The sequence below is a fragment of the Promicromonospora iranensis genome (genome assembly GCF_028994775.1).
Classification (GTDB): Bacteria; Actinomycetota; Actinomycetes; order Actinomycetales; family Cellulomonadaceae; genus Promicromonospora; species Promicromonospora iranensis_A.
Genome location: NZ_JAJQMN010000004.1, coordinates 77,698 through 101,448, shown reverse-complemented (window position 1 = coordinate 101,448; position 23,751 = coordinate 77,698). Strand labels below are relative to the sequence as shown.

At 73.1% G+C, this 23,751-nt stretch carries 23 protein-coding genes; 19 read left to right on the top strand and 4 right to left on the bottom strand.

Going from position 1 to position 23,751, the window contains the following annotated elements; genetic code table 11:
* Positions 1–235: 235 nt before the first annotated feature.
* Positions 236–1,957 carry a 2-isopropylmalate synthase gene (gene leuA / locus LUU90_RS08095; protein ID WP_275003215.1) on the top strand — a complete coding sequence of 574 codons (1,722 nt, stop codon included), beginning with the start codon at positions 236–238 and terminating at the stop codon, positions 1,955–1,957.
* 92 nt (positions 1,958–2,049) lie between these two features.
* On the opposite strand, the gene LUU90_RS08090 is transcribed toward leuA, so the two are convergent.
* Positions 2,050–3,648 (bottom strand): serine/threonine-protein kinase, encoded by a 1,599-nt coding sequence (locus LUU90_RS08090; RefSeq protein ID WP_275002855.1) that lies wholly within the window; start codon positions 3,646–3,648, stop codon positions 2,050–2,052.
* 122 nt (positions 3,649–3,770) lie between these two features.
* Between LUU90_RS08090 and LUU90_RS08085 the strand changes: the two genes are divergently transcribed.
* Together LUU90_RS08085 and LUU90_RS08080 are read left to right on the top strand one after the other, a co-directional pair.
* The gene (locus LUU90_RS08085; protein WP_275002854.1) at positions 3,771–4,787 is read left to right on the top strand and encodes a hypothetical protein; all 1,017 of its coding nucleotides are present in this window, start codon (positions 3,771–3,773) and stop codon (positions 4,785–4,787) included.
* Positions 4,788–4,954: 167 nt separating this feature from the next.
* On the top strand, positions 4,955–5,188 hold the full coding sequence (locus LUU90_RS08080; protein WP_275002853.1) for a DUF3626 domain-containing protein: 234 nt from the start codon (positions 4,955–4,957) through the stop codon (positions 5,186–5,188).
* A gap of 59 nt (positions 5,189–5,247) precedes the next feature.
* Here LUU90_RS08080 and LUU90_RS08075 read toward each other — a convergent pair whose 3' ends face one another.
* Genes LUU90_RS08075 through LUU90_RS08065 form a run of 3 tightly spaced genes read right to left on the bottom strand, consistent with a single transcriptional unit; the run spans position 5,248 to position 7,112 of the window.
* Entirely contained in the window at positions 5,248–5,763 is a 516-nt protein-coding gene (locus LUU90_RS08075) for an SRPBCC family protein (protein WP_275002852.1), read from the bottom strand.
* On the bottom strand, positions 5,760–6,122 hold the full coding sequence (locus LUU90_RS08070) for an ArsR/SmtB family transcription factor (protein ID WP_275002851.1): 363 nt from the start codon (positions 6,120–6,122) through the stop codon (positions 5,760–5,762). The genes LUU90_RS08075 and LUU90_RS08070 overlap by 4 nt, the downstream gene beginning before the upstream one ends.
* A 45-nt stretch (positions 6,123–6,167) precedes the next feature.
* Positions 6,168–7,112, bottom strand: coding sequence for a DMT family transporter (locus LUU90_RS08065; RefSeq protein WP_275002850.1), 945 nt, complete (start codon positions 7,110–7,112; stop codon positions 6,168–6,170).
* Positions 7,113–7,200: 88 nt separating this feature from the next.
* Here LUU90_RS08065 and LUU90_RS08060 point away from each other — a divergent pair, with 88 nt between their 5' ends.
* The 16 genes from LUU90_RS08060 (at position 7,201) to LUU90_RS07985 (ending at position 23,748) form a co-directional block, all read left to right on the top strand.
* Positions 7,201–7,791 carry a TetR/AcrR family transcriptional regulator gene (locus tag LUU90_RS08060; RefSeq protein ID WP_275002849.1) on the top strand — a complete coding sequence of 197 codons (591 nt, stop codon included), beginning with the start codon at positions 7,201–7,203 and terminating at the stop codon, positions 7,789–7,791.
* A 76-nt stretch (positions 7,792–7,867) separates the two neighbouring features.
* On the top strand, positions 7,868–9,532 hold the full coding sequence (locus LUU90_RS08055; protein WP_275002848.1) for an FAD-dependent monooxygenase: 1,665 nt from the start codon (positions 7,868–7,870) through the stop codon (positions 9,530–9,532).
* The gene (locus tag LUU90_RS08050; RefSeq protein WP_275002847.1) at positions 9,529–10,152 is read left to right on the top strand and encodes a TetR/AcrR family transcriptional regulator; all 624 of its coding nucleotides are present in this window, start codon (positions 9,529–9,531) and stop codon (positions 10,150–10,152) included. The genes LUU90_RS08055 and LUU90_RS08050 overlap by 4 nt, the downstream gene beginning before the upstream one ends.
* 69 nt (positions 10,153–10,221) lie before the next feature.
* On the top strand, positions 10,222–11,346 hold the full coding sequence (locus LUU90_RS08045; protein WP_275002846.1) for an acetamidase/formamidase family protein: 1,125 nt from the start codon (positions 10,222–10,224) through the stop codon (positions 11,344–11,346).
* A gap of 200 nt (positions 11,347–11,546) precedes the next feature.
* The gene (locus LUU90_RS08040; protein WP_275002845.1) at positions 11,547–12,707 is read left to right on the top strand and encodes an amidase family protein; all 1,161 of its coding nucleotides are present in this window, start codon (positions 11,547–11,549) and stop codon (positions 12,705–12,707) included.
* A gap of 39 nt (positions 12,708–12,746) precedes the next feature.
* Positions 12,747–13,211 (top strand): DUF4383 domain-containing protein, encoded by a 465-nt coding sequence (locus LUU90_RS08035; protein ID WP_275002844.1) that lies wholly within the window; start codon positions 12,747–12,749, stop codon positions 13,209–13,211.
* A gap of 71 nt (positions 13,212–13,282) precedes the next feature.
* Positions 13,283–13,540, top strand: coding sequence for a metallophosphoesterase family protein (locus LUU90_RS08030; protein ID WP_275002843.1), 258 nt, complete (start codon positions 13,283–13,285; stop codon positions 13,538–13,540).
* Positions 13,541–13,556: 16 nt separating this feature from the next.
* Positions 13,557–14,072 (top strand): 2-oxo-4-hydroxy-4-carboxy-5-ureidoimidazoline decarboxylase, encoded by a 516-nt coding sequence (gene uraD / locus LUU90_RS08025; RefSeq protein WP_275002842.1) that lies wholly within the window; start codon positions 13,557–13,559, stop codon positions 14,070–14,072.
* A complete protein-coding gene (locus LUU90_RS08020) occupies positions 14,069–14,362 on the top strand; it encodes a hydroxyisourate hydrolase (RefSeq protein ID WP_275002841.1) in 294 nt (97 codons plus the stop codon). Before uraD ends, LUU90_RS08020 begins: the two co-directional genes overlap by 4 nt.
* Positions 14,363–15,295 carry a factor-independent urate hydroxylase gene (gene pucL / locus LUU90_RS08015; RefSeq protein WP_275002840.1) on the top strand — a complete coding sequence of 311 codons (933 nt, stop codon included), beginning with the start codon at positions 14,363–14,365 and terminating at the stop codon, positions 15,293–15,295.
* The gene (gene allB, locus LUU90_RS08010) at positions 15,292–16,836 is read left to right on the top strand and encodes an allantoinase AllB (RefSeq protein ID WP_275002839.1); all 1,545 of its coding nucleotides are present in this window, start codon (positions 15,292–15,294) and stop codon (positions 16,834–16,836) included. The genes pucL and allB overlap by 4 nt, the downstream gene beginning before the upstream one ends.
* Positions 16,833–18,065 (top strand): pyridoxal-phosphate-dependent aminotransferase family protein, encoded by a 1,233-nt coding sequence (locus tag LUU90_RS08005; RefSeq protein ID WP_275002838.1) that lies wholly within the window; start codon positions 16,833–16,835, stop codon positions 18,063–18,065. The genes allB and LUU90_RS08005 overlap by 4 nt, the downstream gene beginning before the upstream one ends.
* Positions 18,062–19,336 (top strand): allantoate amidohydrolase, encoded by a 1,275-nt coding sequence (locus tag LUU90_RS08000; protein ID WP_275002837.1) that lies wholly within the window; start codon positions 18,062–18,064, stop codon positions 19,334–19,336. Before LUU90_RS08005 ends, LUU90_RS08000 begins: the two co-directional genes overlap by 4 nt.
* Positions 19,337–19,338: 2 nt before the next feature.
* A complete protein-coding gene (locus LUU90_RS07995; protein ID WP_275003214.1) occupies positions 19,339–20,166 on the top strand; it encodes a MurR/RpiR family transcriptional regulator in 828 nt (275 codons plus the stop codon).
* A gap of 7 nt (positions 20,167–20,173) precedes the next feature.
* Positions 20,174–21,007 carry an FAD binding domain-containing protein gene (locus LUU90_RS07990; protein WP_275002836.1) on the top strand — a complete coding sequence of 278 codons (834 nt, stop codon included), beginning with the start codon at positions 20,174–20,176 and terminating at the stop codon, positions 21,005–21,007.
* A complete protein-coding gene (locus LUU90_RS07985) occupies positions 21,004–23,748 on the top strand; it encodes a molybdopterin-dependent oxidoreductase (protein WP_275002835.1) in 2,745 nt (914 codons plus the stop codon). Before LUU90_RS07990 ends, LUU90_RS07985 begins: the two co-directional genes overlap by 4 nt.
* The last annotated feature ends 3 nt before the right edge of the window (positions 23,749–23,751 follow it).

The window sequence follows — 23,751 nt, the reverse complement described above, 5'->3', positions numbered from 1 at the left end:
ACAGTGACAGCGTGCGCATGACGGTGATCCTTCTCCTTCCCTGCCGCGACGAGGCCTAGACAGGTCGGTCCCTCGTCGCGGAGGCTTGGTGTGCCGGCCAACCTCACCGAGCGAAGGACACATGATGGAGAACAGCATCACCGCCACCACCCCCGGCGGAGTTCACGACGTAGACGTGGCAGTGCACGGCGCAGCAGGCGGGATCATCGACGACAACCCGCAGCAGACGTCGGGCATGCCGATCCAGAAGTACCGCCCGTTCCACGAGCAGATCACCGTGGACATCCCCGACCGCACCTGGCCCACCAAGCGCATCGAGAAGGCTCCGCGCTGGTGCGCGGTCGACCTGCGCGACGGCAACCAGGCCCTCATCGAGCCGATGAACCCGGAGCGCAAGCTCCGCATGTTCGAGCTGCTGGTCTCGATGGGCTACAAGGAGATCGAGGTCGGGTTCCCCTCCGCGAGCCAGACCGACTACGACTTCGTCCGCAAGCTCATCGACGAGAACCGGATCCCGGACGACGTCGTGATCCAGGTCCTGACCCAGGCGCGGGCCCACCTGATCGAGCGCACGTACGAGGCGATCACGGGCGCCAAGCAGGCGATCGTGCACCTGTACAACTCGACGTCGGTGCTGCAGCGCGAGGTCGTGTTCCGGTCCGACCAGGACGGCATCGTCGGCATCGCGCTGGACGGCGCCAAGCTGTGCCGCAAGCTCGAGGAGACCATCCCGGAGACGCGGATCTACTACGAGTACTCGCCCGAGTCGTACACGGGCACCGAGCTCGAGTTCGCCGCGCGCATCTGCAACGAGGTCATCGAGGTCTTCGAGCCGACGCCGGAGCGGAAGGTCATCATCAACCTGCCCGCGACCGTCGAGATGGCCACGCCCAACGTCTACGCCGACTCGATCGAGTGGATGAGCCGGCACCTCAACCACCGTGAGAACGTCATCCTGTCGCTGCACCCGCACAACGACCGGGGCACCGCCGTCGCCGCCGCCGAGCTGGGCTACCTGGCCGGAGCCGACCGCATCGAGGGCTGCCTGTTCGGCAACGGTGAGCGCACCGGCAACGTCGACCTGGTCACCCTGGGCCTGAACCTGTTCTCCCAGGGAATCGACCCGCAGATCGACTTCCACGACATCGACGAGATCCGTCGGACCGTGGAGCACTGCAACCAGATGCCCGTCCACGAGCGGCACCCGTACGTGGGCGACCTGGTGTTCACGGCGTTCTCCGGATCGCACCAGGACGCCATCAAGAAGGGCTTCGAGCACATGGCCGGGCGCGCGGAGGCCGCCGGGGTCACCGTCGACGACCTCGACTGGGGCGTGCCCTACCTGCCGATCGACCCGCGCGACGTCGGCCGCTCGTACGAGGCCGTGATCCGGGTCAACTCGCAGTCCGGCAAGGGTGGCGTGTCCTACCTGCTCAAGAGCGAGCACAACCTGGACCTGCCGCGCCGCCTGCAGATCGAGTTCTCCCACGCGGTGCAGAAGGTGACCGACGCCCAGGGCACCGAGGTGACCGGCGCCGACATCTGGCGCATCTTCACCGACGAGTACCTGCCGGTCGAGGAGGGCGCGCCGTCGGGCCTGGAGCACTGGGGGCGGCTCACCCTGCGCGGCACCCGTGCCGTGTCGGCGGAGGGCGAGCAGGACACCCTCGAGGTGGATGTGCTGGACCGTGGCCAGGAGCTGACCCTGACCGGTACCGGCAACGGCCCCATCGACGCGTTCGTCAACGCGATCGCGCAGGTGGGCGTCGAGGTACGCGTGCTGGACTACACCGAGCACGCACTGTCCGAGGGCGGCGACGCCAGCGCGGCCGCCTACGTGGAGTGCGCGGTGGGTGACGACGTCCTGTGGGGTGTCGGCATCGACCCGTCGATCACGCTGTCCTCGCTCAAGGCGATCGTCTCGGCGGTCAACCGCGCGGAGCGCACGACCGCCTGACGGGCCGAGCCAGCCCTCGCGGGTCGAGCTCGTCGGGACCAGCCCTCGACGAGCTCGACCCGCGGGCGAACCTGATCAGCGCGGGCTCGTGATCAGCTGACCTTGGTGTAGCTCGCCTCGAAACCGTCGCCCTGCTCCGTGTAGGTCGTCTCGTCGCAGGTGTACGTCAGCTGCTGGGTCGGAGCGTTGGGCTGACGCTCAGCGCTCTCCCCGGCGAGCGCGATGGTGACCTGCACGTCCCGGAAATCCGATCCGGACGTCGTGAGGGTGCCTTCCTCCTCGGTCGAGACGATGTACCGCGCGGTTCCGGTCCAGGTCTCCGTGAGCTCCCCGATCGAGGTCTCCGCGCGGGCCGGCTGGGCATCGTCGTAGTGGACGAGCTGGGTCCCGTCCGCGAGGAACTCCGTCACGCGACCGTCGAAGCCGGTGGCCTCGACCGTCTCGTCGAGCGCGTTGATGCGCATCTGGGTGGTCATGCTGTCCAGGCGCCACTCGCCCACGAGGCACTCGTCGATGGCCGCCGCCGACGGTTCCGCGGACGGTTCCCCGGACGGTGACGCCGAGGTGTCGGCGCCGGCATCGGGGCTGCCGGACGGCATACCGAGCGTGACCGCGGTGATGACCGCACCGATGACCAGCACGCTCGCGGCGGCGACGATCCAGGTGATCGGCCGGGACAGGGCGCTCCGGCGCTTCGCCGGCTCCGCGGCGGGCTCGGCCTCCGGCTCGGCCGGGGACGCGGCGCGCTCCACCTTGAGCACGGTGGCGTCGTCGTCCCGCAGTGCGGTCTGGTCGTCGTCCAGGGCGCCGGCGGCGGGCCCCGGTGTGATCCTGGTGGTCGCGGTCCGGAGACCCGCCGGGACCTCGTTCAGGAAGTCGAGCACCTCCTGCAGGTCCGGCCGCGCCTCGGGGTCCTTGTCGAGGCAGGCCCTGACGAGCGGGAGCAGCCACGCGGGGCAGGCACTGAGGTCCGGCTCCTCGTGGACCACGCGGTAGTAGACGACGGTGGTGTCGCCCTCGCCGAACGCGCGCTGGCCGGTCGCCGCGTAGAGCGCCACGGCGCCCAGGGCCCAGATGTCGGCGGCGGGTGTCGCGACGCTGCCGCGGATCTGCTCCGGCGCCATGAAGGACGGCGTGCCGACCTTGAGCCCGGTGCGGGTCAGCGACGTCGAGTCGGAGGCCTGCGCGATGCCGAAGTCGATGACGAACGGCCCGTCCTGGCCGATCAGGATGTTGGACGGCTTGAGGTCGCGGTGCACGATGCCGACCTGGTGCACGGCCCGCAGCGCCTCCGCCACGCCGGCCAGCACGCGGCGCACGTCCGGCTCCGGCAGCGGGCCCCGGGACTGCACGACGGCGGTGAGAGCCGGCCCCTCGACGTACTCGACGGCCAGCCACGGCTGGGCGCCGTCCGGGTCGGCGTCGATCAGGGTGGCGAGATATCTGCCGCGGACCTTCATGGCTGCGGCGGCCTCTCGGCGGAACCGGGTGCGGAACTCCGGGTCCTGGACGAACTCCTTCAGGATGGCCTTGAGGGCCAGCTTCCGTCCGGTGCGGGTTTCTGCGAGGTACACCACTCCCATGCCGCCCGCGCCGATTCTTCCGAGAAGCTGATAACCACCCAGCTCCTGCGGGTCGGACGCCTCAAGCGGGTGGATCTGCGGGGCTGCCCCTGAGCCTGGCACGATCATGGGGGAAACATACCCGATGTCCTTGAATTCACCCGACATATCAGTAGGGTGATTGCGCGTCTGTTCACAGAGCGCCAATACCCAGACTTATCAGACCAGAGTTACCAGTTCCAGGGGGACACATGAAGAGGAAGTTCGTGAGCCGCGCGCTCCCGTCCGCGCTCGTCGCGGGTGGCCTGATCATCGCGGGTGCGACATCCGCGACGGCGGCCGACGCGGGCGCGTCGAACGCCGAGCAGTCCACGGGTGGGCTCGGCGGCCTTCTCACGGGCACCGTCGACGCGGTCGCCGGCAAGGGCGGCGCGGTCGACAGCACGCTGAAGCAGGTGACCGAGACCGTCGGTCAGGTCACCAAGGAGGACGGCGCCGTCGACGACACCGTGAAGGGCGTCACGGGCGTCGTCGACTCGGTGGCCGGCAAGGACGGTGCCGTCGACGACGTGGTGAAGGGTGTGACGGGCGGCGCCGCGGCGTCGACCGGCAAGGCCCCGGCCGAGCAGGTCGTGGCCACGAAGGCGGCCCCGGCCTCGGCCAACTCCGGCGGTCCCGTCGAGGACGTGCTGAACGGCGTGTCGGGCGCTGTCAACGCGGTGGCCGGCGAGAACGGTGCCGTGGACGACGTCCTGGGCGCCGACGCGCCCGAGCAGGGTGTGCTCGACAACCTGCCCTCCGAGATCATCGAGGACATCGGCTCCATCGGTGAGAACGTCGGCAGCGGCGATGTGCCGGGCACGATCGGCGCGGTCGCCGGCCCGGACGGCGTGGTGGACGACCTGCTGGAGAGCCCGGCCTACACCAGCAACCCCGGCGACCCCGGTGACGGTGGACCGGGCGACGGTGGCCCCGGCGACGGTGGCTCGGGTGACGACGGCGGTTCCGACGGCGGCTGGGGTGACGGCGGTTCGGGTGACGGCTCCGGCGACGGCGGCACGGTCCCGATCGCCTACCCGGGCGACGGTTCGGGTGCCGGCGTCGACTCCACCGCACCGATCCAGTCCGCCGGTGAGGCGCAGGCGCCCGGCGCGCTGGCGCAGACCGGTGGCCAGGTCGTCGGCGCGGCTGCCGCTGGTCTCGCGCTCACGGCGGCCGGCGCGGCGATGATCCGCGCGCGGCGCCGCATGCTCGAGGTCCAGGGCTGACCCGAAGCACGTCCCGCATGGCAGACGCCCAGGTCACTCCGGTGACCTGGGTGTCTGCCGTGGAGGGCCCACGGGTCGGCCTCCGGTCATGAGCTGGCTGGTCACCATCAACTTCCACCCCGACCGGCTGGTCGCCGACGGGAGCGAGACCCTCGTCGAGCCCACCTGTGGCCGTCGAGTGGCACCACGGGTTCCGGCTGCACGTGGACGAGCTGGCGACACGGCCGGAGTTCCGCGGGCCGGGGATCGTGGAGGTGGCGCGCGCGGTCGCCGTCGGGCACACGGAGGACGGGTGGCTGGACGCGCGGGTGCTCGGGGAGGCCGTGCTCACCGGTGAGCACGACCCACAGGACCTGAAGAAGGTCTGGCACCACGTGGCGCGCTGGGGCTACGCCTGGTGACGGACGGGGCGCCGTGGCGTCCACAGGGGAGGTGCCCGGGCCAGGGTCGCCGACCGGGCCTATAGCGTGCGGTAGTACCCGGACAGCGCCGGGTAGTAGTCGCCGAAGTCGACGGTGGCCGGGTCGCCGCCCGTCTCGGCGGCCACCAGGCGGTCCAGGTAGTACTCCCAGCCGGGTCCGACGTTCTCGGCCATGGCAGGGTCGTCCATTGACTGGGCGAAGGTGAGCGTGGTGACGCCGTCCGCCTCGGCCAGGTCGAGCTTCAGGTGCCAGGTCGCGGGTGTGTGCTCGTCGTAGGCCATGTGGGACGTGAGCTCGAGGCGGTTCGGTGCGTCGCACACGTTGATCTCGTACTCCTCGGACTCCACGTCCTCACCCTCGAAGAGCATCTCGAACCGCACGCTGCCCTGCGCGGGGTCACCGATCCAGCGGCCGATCCAGCGGGCCAGTCGGTCCGGCTCGGTGATCGCCGCCCACACGTCCTCGATCGGGGCGCGGAACGTGCGGGTGAGGACCACGTAGGTGCCGTCCGCGCGCTCTTCCTTGTGGCCGGTCGCTGTCAGTTCGGTGCTCATGCTGTCTCCTCGGTGATGTCCTGTGTGCTCGTGGCCGCCTGCCGGTCCCGGACCGCGCGCCGGACCTCCAGGTCCAACCCGTCGAGCGCCCGCTCGGAGAACGGCGGCGCGGGCGCGAGCTCGGCGAGGAGCGCGGACACCGGGGCGAGGCCCGCCCGGTCGAGCCGGTAGTGCCGCTCCCGGCCGACGTCGTCAGCGACGACGAGTCCCGCCGAGCCCAGGGCGCGCAGGTGCTTGCTGATGGCGGGACGGCTGATGGGGTGGGCGGATGCCATGTCGACCACCCTCGCCGGACCGGACGCGAGGTGCCGGAGCAGCTCGCGGCGTACCGGGTCGGCGAGGGCGGCGAAGGCATCCATGAGTCAATTGGTAACCCGCGGGTTACCAATCTGTCAAGGGCGGTGTCAAGAGCGGGTGGGCGCCAACGGGTGGCGTCGACCGGGCCGGGGGCGACCGGTGCGGGGGCGACCGGTGCGGGGGCGTGCAGGCGCCGGCCGGACGACGAGCACTCCCGCCAGGCTGATCGCGAACCCGGCCACGGTGAGCAGAGGCAGCTGTTCTCCGAACATCGCCCAGGCCCATGCCGCGGAGACCGCCGGGGTCAGGTACAGCCACGTGCTCACCGCCACCGGGCCCCGCGTGCGCTGCACGTACAGGTACATGCCGTAGCCACCCAGGAACGCCAGCCCCACCAGCCACGCGACCGCCAGCCAGAACGACCGGTCGGCCGGTGGCGCAGCCTGCCCGCCCGCGAACGCCACCACCGTGAAGAACGCCAGCGCGACCACGCCCTGTACCGTCAGGGAGTCCAGCACGTCGTGCTCCTCGTCGGGTGCCGGCCACAGGTCGCCGAGCACGGCGGCCGCCGAGAGCGAGAGCATGCCCGCCAGCGCCCAGAGCGCCCCCTCGGTGCCCGTCCCGGCGACGGCGTCGGGACCGACGGCGAGTGCCACCCCCGCGAACCCGACGGCCAGGCCCACCGCTTGGCGGCGTCCGCCTCGCTGCCCGAACCCGGACAGGACGACGGCGACCAGGGCGGGCTGCAGCGAGGCCAGCAGGGCGGCGGTCCCGGCCGGCAGGCCCGCCTCGACCGCGCGGAACACGCCGTAGAGGTAGCCGGCCTGGCCGAGGGCGCCGAGGACCGCCTCGCGCCGCAGGTAGCGCGGTCCGTAGCGGCGGCGGAGCGCCAGCACGATCAGGAGCATCAGCGGCGCAGCGACGACATAGCGCCACAGGAGTGTGGTGACGGCCGGGGCGACCGGCGCCGCGAAGGTGGCGCCGACGAAGCCCGAGCTCCACATCACCACGAGGAGTGCGGGGGCGAGGTTGCGGAGAAGGTTCGTGCGCATGTCTGTGAGGTAACCACACAGGTCGGTATACTCGCAGTGCACCTGAGACGCAGTGCACCCGAGTCCACGGCCGGACGGGAAGGACCCCATGCCGCGACGTAGCCCCAACCCCCACACACCTGCGGGCGAGAAGATCCTCGCCACGGCGGCCGAGCTGTTCTACGAGCGCGGGATCCGCGGGGTCGGCGTCGACCTGATCGCCGACGAGGCGGGGGTCACCAAGAAGACGCTCTACGACCGGTTCGGGTCCAAGGACGCGCTGGTCGCTGCCTACCTGACGCGCCGGCACGAGCGCTGGGAGGCGTGGTTCGGCGAGCGGCTCGCGGCGCGCGGCGCCGCAGGGGCCGGACCGGGTCTCGACCGGGTGCTGGCCGCGCTGGAGCTCGCGGAGGAGTGGGCGGCGCAGAACGAGCGCGGCTGTGCGTTCGTGAACGCCCACGCCGAGATCGGCGGGACCGCGCACCCCGGCAACGCCGTGATCCTGGCCGACAAGCTGTACATGCTCGGCGTGTTCACCGGCCTGCTGCGCGACGCCGGGCACGCTGCCGCGGAGCAGGTCGGTGCCCAGCTCCACCTGCTCTACGAGGGTGCGATCGTCGCGCACACGACCGGGGCCCAGCCGGGTGCGTTCGCCACGGCGCGGGCGGCGGCGCGGGCCCTGCTCGCGCCGCCCGCCTGAGCGATCAGGCCTTCCGGCCGCGGCTCGGCCGGGGTATTTTGTTAACGGTACCGATCCGTTAATAAAAGGAGTAGCCATGGCAGGCGACGAGGTCACCGACGTGCTCGTGGTCGGAGCAGGTCCTACGGGGCTGGCTCTGGCGTGCGGGCTACGGCTGCAGGGTGTCGGGGTGCGCGTCATCGACCGCATGCGGGCACCCGCCACGACGTCGCGGGCCAACTTCGTGCACGTGCGCGGTTCGGAGGTGCTCGACCGGCTCGGCGCGCTCGGCGACCTGCCGGAGCGTTCCGTGCGGGCGATGCGGATCACCACCTACCTGGGCGACCGGCCGATGATGCGCATCCGGTTCGGCGACCCCGGCCTGCGGACCGCCGCGCCCCCGATGGTGGTGTCGCAGGCCCTCGTGGAGGCCGAGCTGCGGCGACGCCTGGCGGAGCTGGGCGTCGTGCCCGAGTGGGGTGCTCCGCTCACGGGCCTCGTGCAGGACGACGGCGGCGTGACCGCGGAGCTCGGCGACGGGCGGACCGTGCGCGCCCGGTGGCTCGTCGGCTGTGACGGGACGGGCAGTGCCGTGCGGAAGGCGGTGGGCATCAACGCCCCCGGAGTGCGCCTGAGCGAACGGTTCCTGCTTGCCGACCTGCGCCTCGACTGGGACCTGGACCGAACCGGGACCTCCGGCTGGGTGCACCCGACGGGGATGCTCGGCGCCATGCCGATGCCCGACGACGAGGGCCGGGGCGACCTGTGGCGGCTGATCGCGTACGACCCCGGGAGCGCTGAGCTGGAGGAGCCCGCGGACGGCCCGGAGGCCGCCGAGGCGCCGCGCGCCGCGGACGCCTACGGCCGGCGCAGCCGCCTGACCGAGGTGCAGATCCTCGATCGCTTCCGCACGATCCTGCCCGAGCGCACCGGCCGCGACGTGCGGGTCCTGGGTACCGAGTGGCTGTCCGAGTTCACCATCCATCGCCGGCTGGCCGACCGGTACCGGCACGGCCGGGTCCTCATCGCCGGCGACGCCGCACACGCGCACGCCCCGTTCGGCGGGCAGGGCATGCTGACCGGCCTCGGGGACGCCGAGAACCTGGCCTGGAAGCTGGCCCTCGTGACGCGCGGGCGCGCCGCCGACTCGCTGCTGGACACCTACGAGGCCGAGCGGCGTCCGCTCGCCACCGACGTGCTGCGCGGCACCGCCAACGTGACGCGGATCAACGTGGCGACCAGCCCCGTCGGCCGGTTCCTGCGCGACCAGGTGCTGATCCGGCTGTTCAACCGGCCGTGGATCCAGCGCTGGGCCACGTTCACCACCTCCCAGCTCTGGGTGAGCTACTGGTCCGGGCCGCTGGGTGTCGGGGCGGCCGAGCGGGTGGCCGCCCGGATCGGACGGCGGACCTGTGTCGGCGACCGGGTGCCGAACCTCGACTGCACCCGCACGGACGGGACGCCGACCTGCCTGCACTCCGAGCTCGGGGGGCGCTGGGCGCTGCTGGTCCCGCCGTCGGACGGCGCTGCGGGGGCCGGGCCGGGCGACGAGCCGGGTGCTGAGCCGTCCGGGCCGGTAGGCGAGGTGCCGGCCGGGGCGGGCGCCGGGGTCGCCGTCGAGCCGACACGGCTCACCAGGGCCGACGGCGTCGCCGAGGCCTGGCTCGTGCGCCCGGACGGACACCTGGCCTGGCGCGGGACGGACGCGGCGTCGGCCGCACCGTGGCTCGCCGGGCTGCTGCGCACGGGGCGGGCCCGGTGACCGCGGCGGAGGCCTCCCGCGGCAGGGGTCGGCCCCGCGACCCCCGCACCGACGAGGCGATCCTGCGGGCCGCGCTGGAGCTGTTCACCGAGCACGGGCACGCGGGGACCAGCATCGAGGCGATCGCGCGGCGCGCCGGCGTCGGCAAGCTCACCGTCTACCGGCGCTGGGAGAGCAAGGACGAGCTCATCGCGGCGGCCGTCGAGTCGGCCAGGGGCCAGATCCCGAGCCCCGGCACCGCGGACCTGGACGGCATGTCGTACGCCGAGATCTCGCAGGTGATCGTCGATGCGCTGCCGGTCAGCGCGCGGACCCTCGCCGAGCCCGGCTACCGCGCGATGCTGGCCCAGGTCTTCGGTTCCAGCGTCACGCACCCGGGACTCATGGCGGCCTTCTGGCAGAACCACATCCTGCCGCGGCGCCGCACCGCGCACCTGGCGCTGTCGCGCGCCGTCGAGGAAGGGGTGCTGCCGCCCGAGACGGACATCGAGGCCCTCATCGACATGACGGTCGGGGCGGTCGTCTACCGGCTGCTGCGCCCCGAGCCGCCCGACACCGACGAGCTGCTGGAGTACCTGCGCACGGTCTACGGGCAGGCAGGGATGATCCCGCGGCAGTGACTGGGTGGATAACTGGGTGGATGACCGGGTGGACGACCGGGTGGATGACCGGGTGGATACAGTCACCCCGTGCATCAGCAGACCATCCTCCAGCCCGGCAGCAGCCTCCCTGAGGGAGCCGTCTACCTGCCGACCTCCGTCGAGACCGCCTACTGGGGTCGTCTGCCCTGCGGGGCGGACCGTGCGGTGCTGTCGGTGGACCCCGGGCAGGAGGTGGTGATCGACACCCTGTCCCACGAGGGCATCCTCGAGGACCAGGGCGGCGACCCGCTCGCGTACTTCGCGCGGAGCGGCGTCGCCGAGGACGCCGTCCTGGCCGACGCCGTCGAGCTGGCCACCGCCCGCCGCTCCCTCCTGGGCGACCGCATCCCTGGGCTGCCGGGTGTGATCGGCGCGCACGGCGGGCACGTCGTGACCGGGCCGATCGAGGTCCGCGGCGTCCGGCCGGGCGACCTTCTGGCGATCCGGGTGCTGGCGACCGAACCCCGCGTCCCGTACGGGGTGATCTCCAACCGGCACGGCCGCGGCGCCCTGCCGGACGAGTACCCGGCCCGGGGCGCGGGCGCTGTCAGTGTCTTCGCGGAGGTGGACTCCTGGGCCGACGGCGCAGGGCGCGGCAGCCTGCCGCTCTTCGAGGGCGCGGACCGGAGGGTGGGCTTCGACCTGCACCCGTTCCTCGGCATCATGGGCGTCGCCGCCGCGGGGGACGAGCGCCCGCACTCGGTGCCGCCCGGGCCGTTCGGCGGCAACATCGACATCAATCTCCTGGGCGCGGGGTCCACGCTCTACCTCCCGGTGCAGGTCGCGGGGGCGCTGGCGTACGTCGGTGACCCGCACTTCGCCCAGGGCGACGGCGAGGTGGCGCTCACCGCCTTCGAGGCGTCGCTCCGGACGCGGCTGCGGTTCGACGTCATCCCGGCGTCGGACGCCGTCGCGACGTTCGGGAGTCTGGTCGGGCCGCTCGCCGAGACCGCCGAGTTCCTGGTCCCGACCGGTCTGGACCGCGATCTCGACGTGGCGGTGCAGAACTGCGTGCGGGTCGCGATCGCGCTGCTGGGGGTCCGGTACGGGATGTCGCCGGCGCACGCCTACGCGTACCTGTCGGCGGCGACGGACTTCGACATCTCGCAGGTGGTGGACGTGGTCAAGGGCGTGCACGCGAGGATCCGCAAGGCGGACTTCGCGAGCGGCTAGCCCGGCCCGTCCGGCCCCGCCCCGCCCACGTGCAGCCCAGCGATTGGGTCCAGATCTCGGCGCTTTCCGGGCCCAATCGCTGGGCTGCGGCACGGGGCTGCAGCACGGGGCTGCAGCACGGGGCTGCTGCACGGGGCTGCCGCACCGGTCAGCCGTACCTGTCCGCCGCACCGGGACGGGCAGGCTGGCAGCATGTGCGGATGACTTCCGACCCCAGCGTCTGGCGTGTCCGGCCCGAGCCCGGCCCGCTGACGGCGCCGACAGGCTCCGGCGTGCTCGACGGCGAGACCGTGGCCGTCAAGGACCTGTTCGCCGTCGCCGGACAGCGGGTCGGCGCGGGCAACCCGGCGTGGCTCGCGGTGGCCCCCGTCGAGGCGATCCACGCGCCCGCGGTCGCACGGCTGCTCGACGCCGGAGCCGCGCTCGCCGGGATCGCGCAGACCGAGGAGTTCGCGTACTCACTGACCGGGGCGAACGCCCACTACGGCACGCCGCCCAACCCGCGGGCCCCCGGGCGCATCAGCGGCGGATCGACGTCGGGCCCGGCGACGGCGGTGGCCGCCGGCCAGGCCGGCATCGCGCTCGGGACCGACACCGGCGGATCGGTCCGGGTGCCCGCCGCCTACCAGGGGCTGTGGGGCATCCGCCCGACACACGGCGCGGTGCCGGCCGGCGGGTTGCTGCCGCTCGCGCCCTCGTTCGACACGGTCGGCTGGCTCACCCGCGACGCCGCGACGCTGGCGCGGGTGGGTGACGTGCTCCTCCCCGCCGACGCCGCCGCACTGCCGGCCCCGGCACCCCTCGTGCTGAGCGACGCCCTGCTCGCCCTGGCCGCGCCCGACGTGCGCGACGCCGTCGGACGACTCGGCCGGGATGCCGGTGCCCAGCCGGTCGACTGGGCGCCCGAGCCGGCGTGGCTCGCGGCCTTCCAGACGCTCCAGGCCGCCGAGGCCTGGGCGGTGCACGGGGCGTGGCTCGCCGGCCGGATGGACACGCTCGGACCGGCGGTGCGCGGGCGGTTCGAGCGGGCGCGCGCCGTCGGTGCGGCGGACGCGGAGGCGGCGCGGGCCGCCGTCGGCCAGGCCAGGGAGCAGATCCGAGGGCGGCTGGGGGAGCGGGTGCTCGTGCTGCCGTCGACGGCGACCGTCGCGCCCCGGCCCGAGGAGGCCGAAGCGGCGCGCGAGGCGACCATGCTGCTGACGTGCATCGCGGGGATCGGCGGGCTGCCCGCCGTCTCGGTCCCGGTCACCACCTCGTCGGGGCTACCGGCGGGCGCGTGCCTCGTCGGGCCGGCCGGTTCGGACCGGGCGCTGCTGGACCTGGCTGCGCGACCAGCGTGCGAGTGGTCCCGAACGGCGTGACCGTGGAAAACACGGCATGAGATGGACGGGAGAACCATCATGGCCCACACCACAGCACCTCGGATCGCCCGCGGCCCCCATCAGTGGCTCGCCCTCATCGTCGGGGTCGTCTACCTCTTGGTCGGTGCGGTCGGTTTCGCGGTCACCGGCTTCAGCGGCTTCATGGAGCACGACCACACCCAGACCCTCGTGGGCTTCGCCATCAACCCGCTGCACAACATCGTGCACCTGGTGATCGGAATCCTGGGTATCTGCCTCTGGCCCACGTCCGGCGGCGCGCGCACCTTCGGCTGGCTCCTGCTGCTCGGCTACGGTGCCGCCTTCGTCTACGGGCTGTTCGCCGTCGACAACCCGGACATCAACTACCTGAACATCAACGAGGCCGACAACTGGCTCCACCTGGGCAGCGCCGTGGTCGGCCTGCTGATCGCGGTATGGCCCTACCGCAGGCACGTGGTGGAGCAGCCCGGCACCACCGAGACCCTGCCGCGCGACGTGCGGTGAGCGCGCGACACCTGGTCGGGCGGGCACCGGCGCACCAGCACCGACGCCCGTCCGGCCGCTAGCCTGCGCGGATGACGCGCATCGCTGTCCTCTCCGACGTCCGGGGCAACACCCCGGCGCTCGCGGCGGTCCTGGCGGCGATCGGCGCCGAGAAGGTCGGCCTCGTGCTGAACCTGGGCGACATCGTCTCCGGTGCCGTCGACCCGCGCGGCACCCCGGTGCGGCAGCCGCCATTTCAGCACCCGAGGGCCCGAAGGGTGGCTCGGCAACACAACGCCTCGAAGTTTTACCCGCTTGAAACGCGTGTCTCACCGCGAGCGAGAGTTTGAAACTAGGTTTGTCTCCGTGGACCTCGCGACCTTCAACGCCCTGCCCCCGGCCGCCGCCGCTGCGGCTGTCCGCCCGTGCGCCGACATCGGCCACTGGGTCGACGACGTGGTGGCGGGCCGCCCCTACCGGTGCCGCGACTCGCTCCTGCTGCGGGCCATGCGGGCCGCCGCCGACTGGACGGCCGCCGACGTCGACGCCGCGCTCGCCCACCATCCCCGCATCGGCGAGCGCGCGTCCGGTGACAGCGCCGAGGCGCGGCTGTCCCGTACCGAGCAGCCGACGGCGGCCGAGGCGACCGCTGCCCGGATCGCCGATGGCAACGCCGCTTACGAGGCGAAGTTCGGGCGGATCTTCCTGGTCCGGGCCGCCGGGCGGACGGCGGAGGACATCCTCGCCAACCTGACCGAACGCCTCGTCAACGACCCGGCCACCGAGGCTCTGGTGACCGCCGAGCAGCTGCGTCAGATCGCGCTCCTGCGCCTGGAGACGGTCGTCGAGGAGTCGGCGGCGCCCGCGGACGTGACGTCTTGAGCACCGCGTCGACCCACGTGCTCGACGCCGCGCGCGGCCTGCCGGCCGCGGGGCTGGCGGTCACGCTCGGTGACCGGCACGCCATGACCGACGCCGACGGGCGCATCAGCTGGGGCGAGGTCACGCCCGGCCGGCACGTCCTGACCTTCGCCGCAGGCGACTGGTTCGCCGCGCAGGACCGGGAGACGTTCTTCGGCCAGGTGGTGCTCGATGTCGTGCTCGGGCCCGACCACACGCATGTCGCCCTGCTGCTGAGCCCGTTCGCCTACACGACCTACCGGGGGAGCTGAATGTCGATAGTCCTGGGACCCAACCAGTACGGCAAGGCCGAGGTGCGGCTGGTCCGCATCGACCGCGACACCGCACGGCACCGCATCACCGACCTCAGCGTCACCTCGCACCTCCGCGGAGACTTCACGGCCACGCACGAGTCCGGGGACAACACGGGCGTCATCGCCACGGACACGCAGAAGAACACGATGTACGCGTTCGCGCGGGACGGCGTCGGCTCGCCGGAGACGTTCCTGCTGCGGCTGGCGCGACACTTCCTGGCCGCGCCGCAGCTCACCGGCGGACGCTGGCTGGCGGAGCAGTACGGCTGGGAGCGCATAGCGGTCGGCCCGCACGCGGGCCCGGGGGCGCGCGGCGACGTCGGCCACGACCACGCGTTCGTGCGGGGCGCCGCCGAACGGCGCACCGCGCTGGTGCATGCCGACGACACCGGCCTGACCGTGCTCGCTGGGCTGCGCGACGTCACGGTGCTGAAGTCGACCGGCTCGGAGTTCTCCGGGTTCCTGCGCGACCGGTACACGACGCTGCCCGAGACCGACGACCGGGTCCTCGCGACCGACGTCAGCGCCTGGTGGCGGTACGAGCCGTCGTTCTCCGAGGCGGCCGGCCCCGCCGAGTACGACGAGCGGTTCTCCGCCGTCCGCTCGATCCTGCTGGAGACCTTCGCCGAGCTCCATTCCCTCGCGCTGCAGCAGACGGTGTTCGCGATGGGCCGGGCGGTGCTGGAGGCGTATCCGGACATCGCCGAGATCCGGCTGTCGTGCCCGAACAACCACCACTTCCTCGTCGACCTGGAGCCGTTCGGCCTGGACAACCCCGGCGAGGTGTTCTTCGCCGCCGACCGGCCCTACGGGCTGATCGAGGCCGCGGTCCAGCGGTCCGAGCGTGCCGGAGAGCATCCCGTGTGGGCGACCATCGGAGGATTCGTATGACCGACCGGCTGATCGGGTCCGAGCGGGTGCTGGTCGAGGGGGAGCTGCGTCCGGCGGTCGTGCGCACCGAGGACGACCGGATCGCCCAGGTCTGGTGGGGCACCTCCGACCCCGACAAGGTCACGACGCACGACGACGGGATGCTCGGCGCCCCGCCCGCGCGGTCCGCGGCGGTCTGGAATCTCGGCGACCGCATCGTCCTGCCCGGAGGCGTCGACACCCACGTGCACGTCAACGAGCCGGGCCGCACGCACTGGGAGGGGTTCACGTCGGCGGCGCGTGCTGCGGCGTACGGCGGCGTGACCACCATCGTGGACATGCCGCTCAACTCGATCCCGCCTACGACCAGCGTCGAGGCGTTGCGGATCAAGCAGGCGGCGGCGCGGGCGGCGTCGGCCCGGCTGCCCGAGGATGCTGACTGGGAAGGGGGCCGGCTGCCGGTCGACGTCGCCTTCTGGGGTGGCGCCGTGCCCGGCAACGCCGACGAGCTGGAGCCGCTCTGGGACGCGGGCGTGCTCGGCTTCAAGTGCTTCCTTGCCGACTCCGGTGTCCCCGAGTTCCCGCCGCTCGACCCGGACGAGCTGGTGGTGGTGATGGACCGCCTCGTCCGGTTCGACGGGCTGCTGGCAGTGCACGCCGAGGACCCGGCGGTCCTCGCCGCGGCCCCGCGCACGCCGTCGCGCGCGTACGCGGACTTCCTGCTGTCCCGCCCCGACGAGGCCGAGACGGCGGCGGTGCGCACCGTGCTCGACGCCGTCCGCGAGACCGGCGCGCGCACGCACGTGCTGCACGTGTCCTCGGCCAAGGTGCTCGACCTGCTCGCGGAGGCGAAGGCGGAGGGCCTGCCCGTCACCGCCGAGACGTGCCACCACTACCTGGTGCTCGCCGCCGAGGACGTGCCCGACGGGGACGCCGCCTACAAGTGCTGCCCGCCGATCCGTGACCGCGGCAACCAGAACGCCCTGTGGGACGGCCTGCGGGAGGGGATCCTGGACTGCGTGGTCAGCGACCACTCACCGTCGTCGGTCGCGGAGAAGGTGCGCGGGGGACGCGTCGGCGAGACCGATCTGCAGGCCGCCTGGGGTGGCATCTCGGGCCTCCAGACGGGCTTCGTCGCGCTGGCCGACGCCGCGCGCTGGCGGGGCGTGCCCCTGGCCGAGGTGTCCCGCTGGACGTCGACGAACACCGCCGCCCTGGTAGGCCTGGACCGGGGCGACCGCCCGAAGGGCGTCATCGCCGAGGGCGCGGCCGCGGACCTGGTGATCTACGACCCCGACGCGATAGCCGTCATCGACGCCGCGCAGCTCGCGCACCGGAACCCGGTCAGCGCCTATCACGGCCTGACGGTCACGGGCGCGGTGACCGACACCGTCCTGGGCGGGCGGATCGCGATGTGGTGGTTCGGCGAAGCGGTGGCGCACGGCGACATCGACGGTGGCGCCTGGCGACCCGCCAACGACGTCGAGCACATCCGCGGCGACGGACGCCTGATCGCCCGCCCCGGCAGCGCTGCCGCCGAGCAGGACAGGAGGCCCGCATGACCCAGATCCATCCCCCCGCCCGCCTGCTCATGGGCCCCGGCCCGATCGACGCCGACCCACGCGTCCTGCGCGCCATGGCCGCACCGCTCGTGGGCCAGTTCGACCCGTTCATGACCGACACGATGACCGAGGTCATGGGCCTGTGGCGCCCGGTCTGGGACACGGCCAACGAGCAGACCTTCCTCGTGGACGGCACCGCGCGCGCCGGCATCGAGGCAGCCCTCGTGTCCCTGCTGGAGCCCGGTGACCGGGTGCTGGTCCCGGTGTTCGGCAGGTTCGGGCACCTGCTCGCGGAGATCTGCGCCCGTGCGGGTGCCGAGGTGCACACGATCGAGACGGAGTGGGGCACGGTCTTCGACCCGGGCCAGATCGAGGACGCCGTCCGCCGCGTCCGGGCGCGCGTCGTCGCCGTCGTGCACGGGGACACCTCCACGACCATGGCCCAGCCGCTCGCGGAGCTGGGCCGGATCGCGCACGAGCACGACGCCCTGCTGTACGTCGACGCCACCGCCACCCTCGGCGGCAACCCGTTCCACACCGACGAGTGGGGCATCGACGCGGCGACGGCCGGGCTGCAGAAGTGCCTGGGCGGACCGTCGGGCAGTGCGCCCGTGACGCTCTCGCCCGCGGCCGTGGCGGCGATCGACCGCCGCAAGCAGGTCGAGGCCGGCCTCCGCACGGCGGACGACGTCGCGCCGCGGGGCGCACCGATCGTCTCCAACTACCTCGACCTGGCGCAGATCATGGAGTACTGGGGCCCACGCCGCCTCAACCACCACACCGAGGCCACGTCCATGCTCTACGCGGCCCGCGAGTGCGCCCGGCTGCTGACGGTCGAGGGCATCGGTGCGGCCGTGGACCGGCACGCACGCCACGGCGGAGCCATGCTGGCGGGGGTGCGCGGCCTCGGCCTGGAGGTCTTCGGCGACGTCGGCCACAAGATGCACAACGTGGTCGCGGTACGCATCCCCGACCGTGTCGACGGGGACGCCGTCCGCGGCGCGCTCCTGGACGACTTCGGCATCGAGATCGGCACGTCCTTCGGGCCGCTGCACGGTGTCGTCTGGCGTATCGGGACCATGGGCTTCAACGCCCGCCGGGACGCCGTGCTCACCACGCTGGCCGCCCTGGAGCACGAGCTGCGCCGGGCGGGCTTCGACGCCGCGCCGGGCAGCGGCGTGACCGCGGCCCTCACGTCGTACGAGGCGAACCCGGTAGTCGGACCGTGACCACGATCGGGACCACGATCGGGACCGCCGAGTGGGTGATGGCCCGGTGCGACGACCTGACGCGCCACTCGGCACGGCCCGACGCGCTGGAACGCGTCTACCTGTCGCCCGAGCACGCGCAGGCCAACACGGCGGTCCGGGCCTGGATGCTCGACGCGGGCCTCGACACCGAGACCGACGCCGCCGGCAACATCTGGGGCCGTCGCGCCGCCGACGGCACGCCCCAGCGGCCCGGCACACCGGGCGAGCCGGCGCTCGTGCTCGGGTCGCACCTCGACACCGTGCCCGACGCCGGGCGGTACGACGGCATGCTCGGCGTGATGCTCGCGATCGCCGTCGCGCACCGGCTGCGGGACGTGCCGCTGCCGTTCGCCCTGGAGGTCGTGGGGTTCTCCGACGAGGAGGGCACCCGGTTCGGCAAGGCGCTGCTGGGCAGCTGCGCGGCGTCGGGCCAGTGGGACCCCGGCTGGTGGGAACAGACCGACGCCGAGGGCGTCACCCTGCGCGAGGCGTTCGCCCGGTTCGGCCTGGCCCCGGAGCGGGTGAGCGACGCCGCCCGCCGCCCCGAGGACCTCGTCGGCTACCTGGAGGCGCACATCGAGCAGGGACCGGTGCTGGAGTCGGCGGACCTGCCGCTCGGCTACGTCACGACCATCGCGGGAGCCCGCCGGTTCGTGCTCACCGTCACGGGCGAGGCCCGGCACGCGGGCGGCACCCCCTTCAGCCGACGGCGGGACGCGCTGGTCGCCGCCGCGCACCTCGTCACCCGGATCGAGGAGCTGGCCAGGGCCACCGACTGTCTCGCCACCGTCGGCGACCTCCGCGTGGAGCCCGGCGCCGTGAACGTGATCCCCGGTCGCGCCGAGCTCACGCTCGACCTCCGGGGCCGGACCGACACCGGGCGCGATGCGCTGTGGGAGCAGATCGCCGCGGCCGGACACGACATCGCGCGGGAGCGGGGCGTGACGTTCGAGGTCGCCGAGACCCACCGGGCGCCGTCGACCGCTTGTGCCGGGCGGATGCGGGCCGCGGTGGTGACGGGCATCGAGAAGGCGACGCGGGTGCCCTCGGGAGCCGTGCTCGGGCTGTGGAGCCCCGCCGGGCACGACGGGATGGCGATGGACGCCGTGACCGACGTCGGCATGCTGTTCGTGCGCTGCCGCGACGGGATCAGCCATCACCCCGACGAGCACGTGGACCCCGAGGACGTGGCCGTCGCGCTCGACGCCTTCACCGCGGCGGTGCTGGCGCTGGCAGAGGAGGCACGGTGAAGATGCGGGCCACCCCGCTCGAGGACCGGATCGCCGCCGGCTACCGCGACCTGTCGCCGCAGGAGCGGCGCGCCGCAGACGCCCTGCTGGACCACCTCGGCGACCTCGGGACGTACCGCGCCACCGAGCTCGCCGCGCTCGCCGGTGTCTCGAAGGCGACGATGAGCCGGCTGTTCCGCAAGCTCGGCTACGAGGACTTCGAGGGGCTGCGTGAGCACCTGCGGGTGCAGCGCGGGCGCGGGCTGCCGATCGCGGTCGACCCGTCGCCCGGCCTGCGCGAGCGGCTGGAGCAGGAGGTCAGGAACCTGGAGAAGGTCTACTCGGCACTCGACGAGACCATGCTCGACGAGGTCGCCGAGGCGCTCGCCACGGCGCGCGACGTCGTGGTCGTCGGACGCCGTGGCTCCCTCGGGCCGGCCACCCAGCTGCGGCGCAACCTGATCCAGGTACGTGGCCGCGTGCACCTCGCGCCCGGCCCCGGCCAGTCGCTCGCCGACGACCTCGTGGGCCTCGGGGCCGACGACGTCGTGGTGGTCGTCTCGATCCGGCGGCACGCGTTCAAGGTGGCCGCGATGGTGGAGTCCCTGGTGGCTGACGGCGTTCGCGTGCTCCTGCTCGCCGACTCCAGCCTCCGCCACCTCGCCGGGAGCGTGACCTGGTGGATCGAGTGCCCGATCACCACGGAGGGCGCCTTCGACTCGATGGTGGCGCCCGTCAGCGTCGTGGCGGTCCTGTCCGACCGGGTGCACGAGGTGCTCGACGGCGCGGCCGACCGCGTCGAGGCGATCGACGCCCGGTACGCGCTGCTGCGCGAGATCGACGAGAGGTAGCCGGGCCATGGACCTGGACATCGACACCGTGCGGACCGCGCGAACCCGGGCCGACTGCGTGCTACGCCCCGGCGAGGTCTTCCTGGGCGGAGGGACCTTCCTGTACTCCGAGCCGGTGCCCGCCGGGGTGACCGGTCTGGTGGATCTCACCGGGATGGGCTGGGAGCCGTGGTCGGTGGACGGGTCGGGGCTGCGGGTCGCCGGGACGTGCACGCTGGAGGAGCTGGTGTCCGGGCCGGGCGCGCTGGGTACGGACACCGGTGGGCCGTATCGCGCGCTCGGCATCGTCGGGCAGTGCGTGGCGGCGCTGACGCTGTCGGCGAAGGTCGCCCGGACCGCGACCGTGGGCGGGAACCTGGCGCTCGGACTGCCTGCCGGGTCCATGGTGGGGCTGTTCGCAGCGCTCTCTGCCCGGGCTGTCGTCTGGACGCCTGACGGCGGCTCGCGCGAGGTCGCGGTGTCCGACCTGGTCACCCGCGCGGGCGTCGTCGAGCTGGCGCGGGGGGAGGTGATCCGCGAGATACGAGTGACCGCCACCGTGCTCCGGCAGCGCACCGCGTTCCGGCGGGTGTCGCTGACCACGGCCGGCCGTACAGCGGCGATGGTGACCGGGTGTCGTGCGGGTGACGGCGTGGCGCTGGTGCTGACAGCATCGGTGCCGGTGCCGCATGTGCTCCTGGTCAGGGCGAACGATCACGATGGGCTCGACCGGCGTCTCGGGTGGATCACCGGTCTTGGCGACGGAGCCTGGTACGAGGACACGCACGGGAGCCGCGAGTGGCGCGCCGCGATGACACGACGGCTCGCGCACGAGGCGCTCGACGAGCTGGGTGACGTATGAGGATCGACGGTACCGAGGCCACGGCAGAGCCGCGCCCCGGACAATGCCTGCGCACCTACCTGCGCGAGCAGGGCGCCACGGCGGTGAAGAAGGGCTGCGATGCGGGCGACTGCGGCGCGTGCACGGTGCTGCTCGACGGCGCACCCGTGCAGTCGTGCCTGGTTCCCGCGCACCGCGCGGCCGACGCCGAGGTGGTCACGGCAGCGGGGCTGGGCCGGTTCGGCCCGGGTGGCGACCCCGACGCCGACCCGGAAGCCCTGCACCCCGTCCAGCGTGCGTTCGTCGAGGCCGCCGCGTTCCAGTGCGGCTTCTGCACGGCGGGCCTGGTCTGCACCGTCGCCGGCACGCCCCCACCAGTGGGCGAGCTCAAGGGCAACCTCTGCCGGTGCACGGGGTACCGCTCGATCCGGGACGCCCTCGCCGGGCGCGTGAACACCGAGGTGGCGGAGCCCGGCCAGGCGTTCGGCCGCGCCGTCGTCGCGCCGGCCGCCGCCCGGGTGGTGAGCGGCCGCGAGGCGTACACGCTGGACGAGCCCGCCCCGCCCGGCCTGCTGCACGTCGCGGTGCTCGGCAGCCCGCACCCGCACGCCCGGATCATCCGCATCGACGCGACGGCGGCTCGCCGCGCGCCCGGCGTGCACCTCGTGCTCACCCATCACGACGTCCCCGACACCCTCTACTCGACGGCCCGGCACGAGAACCGACTCGACGACCCTGACGACACCCGCATGCTCGACCCCGTCCTGCGGTTCGTGGGCCAGCGGGTGGCCGTCGCCGTCGCCGAGACGCCACGGCAGGCCCGCGCGGCCCTCGCCCTCGTGGACGTCGAGTACGAGACGCTGCCCGCCGTCTTCGACCCGGAGGCCGCCCGGCAGCCGGGCGCACCCTTGATCCACCCCGGCAGGACGCCGGACGAGCACCGCGTCGCGGACGCGAGCCGGAACGTCGTCGCGCAGCTGCACGAGGAGTACGCGGAGCCGGGCCACGGCGGCGTCGACGCGGCCCTCGCGGCATCGGCCGCCACCGTGGAGGGCACCTGGACCACCGACCGCGTGAACCACGTGGCCCTGGAGACGCACGGTGCCCGCGCCTGGCTCTCGCCCGGTCCTTCGGCGGGTGCGGAGCAGCCCGTCCTGCACGTGCGCACCTCCACGCAGGTGCCGTTCCTCGTGCGGGACGAGCTGGCCCGGCTCCTGGACCTTCCCGAGGAGCGGGTGCGGGTGGTGGCCGGGCGCGTCGGCGGCGGGTTCGGCGGCAAGCAGGAGCTGCTCGTCGAGGACGTCGTGGCGCTCGCGGCCCTGCGCACCGGCCGGCCGGTGCAGTGGGAGCTCAGCCGCGAGCAGCAGTTCACCATGGTGCCGTGCCGGCATCCGATGCGGATCGGTGTCCGCGCGGGCGCCGACGCCGACGGACACCTGACGGCGCTCGCCATCGACGTCCTCGCCGACACCGGCGCCTACGGCAACCACGCGCCGGGCGTCCTGTTCCACGGCGTGCACGAGTCCATGGCCGTCTACCGCGCCCCGAACAAGCGCGTCGACGCAGAGTCGGTCTACACGAACAACGTGCCGTCCGGGGCGTTCCGCGGGTACGGGCTGGGGCAGGTGCAGTTCGCCATCGAGGGCGCCATCGACGAGCTCGCCGCGCGACTCGGCATCGACCCCGTGGAGATGCGGCGGCGGAACGTCATCCGGCCGGGCGACCCGTTCGTCGTCGGACGTCCCGTGGACGGGGACCTGGAGTACGGGTCCTACGGACTGGACCAGTGCCTCGACCTGGTCGAGGAGGCCCTGGCCCGGGAGCCGTCCCCGGTCGAGCCGCCCCCGGCGGTCGAGCCTGTCGAGACCTGGCTGCACGGGGAGTGGTCGGTCGGCACGGGAGTGGCGCTCGCGATGATCGCGACCATCCCGCCCCGCGGGCACTTCACGCATGCCCGGGTCACGGTGGGAGCCGACGGCGACTTCGTGGTCGACGTCGGGACCGCCGAGTTCGGCAACGGCACCACCACGGTGCATGCGCAGATCGCGGCCACGGAGCTCGGGGTGCCGGTCGACCGGGTGCGGGTGCGCTCGTCGGACACGGCGACCGCCGGCTACGACACCGGCGCGTTCGGCTCGGCGGGCTCGGTAGTAGCAGGCCTGGCGGTCCAACGAGCGGCACAGTCCCTCAAGACCACACTGGATTCGTTGAGTGCTGGGCATTTGTCGGGTCGAACCGATGCGATCGCGCAAATAGCCAGCACTCAGCTGGCTGGGGTGTGGGCCGAGGCCACTCATGACGGGTCGCCTCGGTCTGTGGCGTTCAACGTGCACGGGTTTCGGGTCGCCGTGCATCGTGGGACCGGTGAGGTGCGGATCCTGCGGTCGGTGCACGCCGCGGACGCCGGAGTCGTGATCAACCCGGAGCAGCTGCGAGGGCAGATCGACGGCGGGGTGGGGCAGGCGCTCGGCTCGGCGATGACCGAGCGGATGGTGGTGCGCGACGGCGTCGTCGTGACGCGCACCCTGCGGCACTACCGGATGCCGCAGCTGTCCGACGTCCCGGTCACCGAGGTGCTGTTCGCCGACACCGTCGACCGGCTGGGCCCACGTGGCGCGAAGTCGATGAGCGAGGCCCCGTACAACCCGGTGGCCCCGGCGCTGGCGAACGCGATAGCGGACGCCACGGGGGTGCGTCCCCGCGACCTGCCGATCCAGCGGGACCGCCTGTGGGAGCTGCTGGGAGCGACGTCAGACAGATGACCG

Excerpts from the sequence above, each read along its gene's own strand:
- leuA (WP_275003215.1), top strand. The coding sequence starts at position 236 with ATGCCGATCCAGAAGTACCGCCCGTTCCACGAGCAGATCACCGTGGAC.
- LUU90_RS08090 (WP_275002855.1), bottom strand. The coding sequence starts at position 3,648 with ATGATCGTGCCAGGCTCAGGGGCAGCCCCGCAGATCCACCCGCTTGAG.
- LUU90_RS08085 (WP_275002854.1), top strand. The coding sequence starts at position 3,771 with ATGAAGAGGAAGTTCGTGAGCCGCGCGCTCCCGTCCGCGCTCGTCGCG.
- LUU90_RS08075 (WP_275002852.1), bottom strand. The coding sequence starts at position 5,763 with ATGAGCACCGAACTGACAGCGACCGGCCACAAGGAAGAGCGCGCGGAC.
- LUU90_RS08070 (WP_275002851.1), bottom strand. The coding sequence starts at position 6,122 with ATGGATGCCTTCGCCGCCCTCGCCGACCCGGTACGCCGCGAGCTGCTC.
- LUU90_RS08065 (WP_275002850.1), bottom strand. The coding sequence starts at position 7,112 with ATGCGCACGAACCTTCTCCGCAACCTCGCCCCCGCACTCCTCGTGGTG.
- LUU90_RS08060 (WP_275002849.1), top strand. The coding sequence starts at position 7,201 with ATGCCGCGACGTAGCCCCAACCCCCACACACCTGCGGGCGAGAAGATC.
- LUU90_RS08055 (WP_275002848.1), top strand. The coding sequence starts at position 7,868 with ATGGCAGGCGACGAGGTCACCGACGTGCTCGTGGTCGGAGCAGGTCCT.
- LUU90_RS08040 (WP_275002845.1), top strand. The coding sequence starts at position 11,547 with ATGACTTCCGACCCCAGCGTCTGGCGTGTCCGGCCCGAGCCCGGCCCG.
- LUU90_RS08035 (WP_275002844.1), top strand. The coding sequence starts at position 12,747 with ATGGCCCACACCACAGCACCTCGGATCGCCCGCGGCCCCCATCAGTGG.
- LUU90_RS08030 (WP_275002843.1), top strand. The coding sequence starts at position 13,283 with ATGACGCGCATCGCTGTCCTCTCCGACGTCCGGGGCAACACCCCGGCG.
- pucL (WP_275002840.1), top strand. The coding sequence starts at position 14,363 with ATGTCGATAGTCCTGGGACCCAACCAGTACGGCAAGGCCGAGGTGCGG.
- allB (WP_275002839.1), top strand. The coding sequence starts at position 15,292 with ATGACCGACCGGCTGATCGGGTCCGAGCGGGTGCTGGTCGAGGGGGAG.
- LUU90_RS08005 (WP_275002838.1), top strand. The coding sequence starts at position 16,833 with ATGACCCAGATCCATCCCCCCGCCCGCCTGCTCATGGGCCCCGGCCCG.
- LUU90_RS07995 (WP_275003214.1), top strand. The coding sequence starts at position 19,339 with ATGCGGGCCACCCCGCTCGAGGACCGGATCGCCGCCGGCTACCGCGAC.
- LUU90_RS07990 (WP_275002836.1), top strand. The coding sequence starts at position 20,174 with ATGGACCTGGACATCGACACCGTGCGGACCGCGCGAACCCGGGCCGAC.
- LUU90_RS07985 (WP_275002835.1), top strand. The coding sequence starts at position 21,004 with ATGAGGATCGACGGTACCGAGGCCACGGCAGAGCCGCGCCCCGGACAA.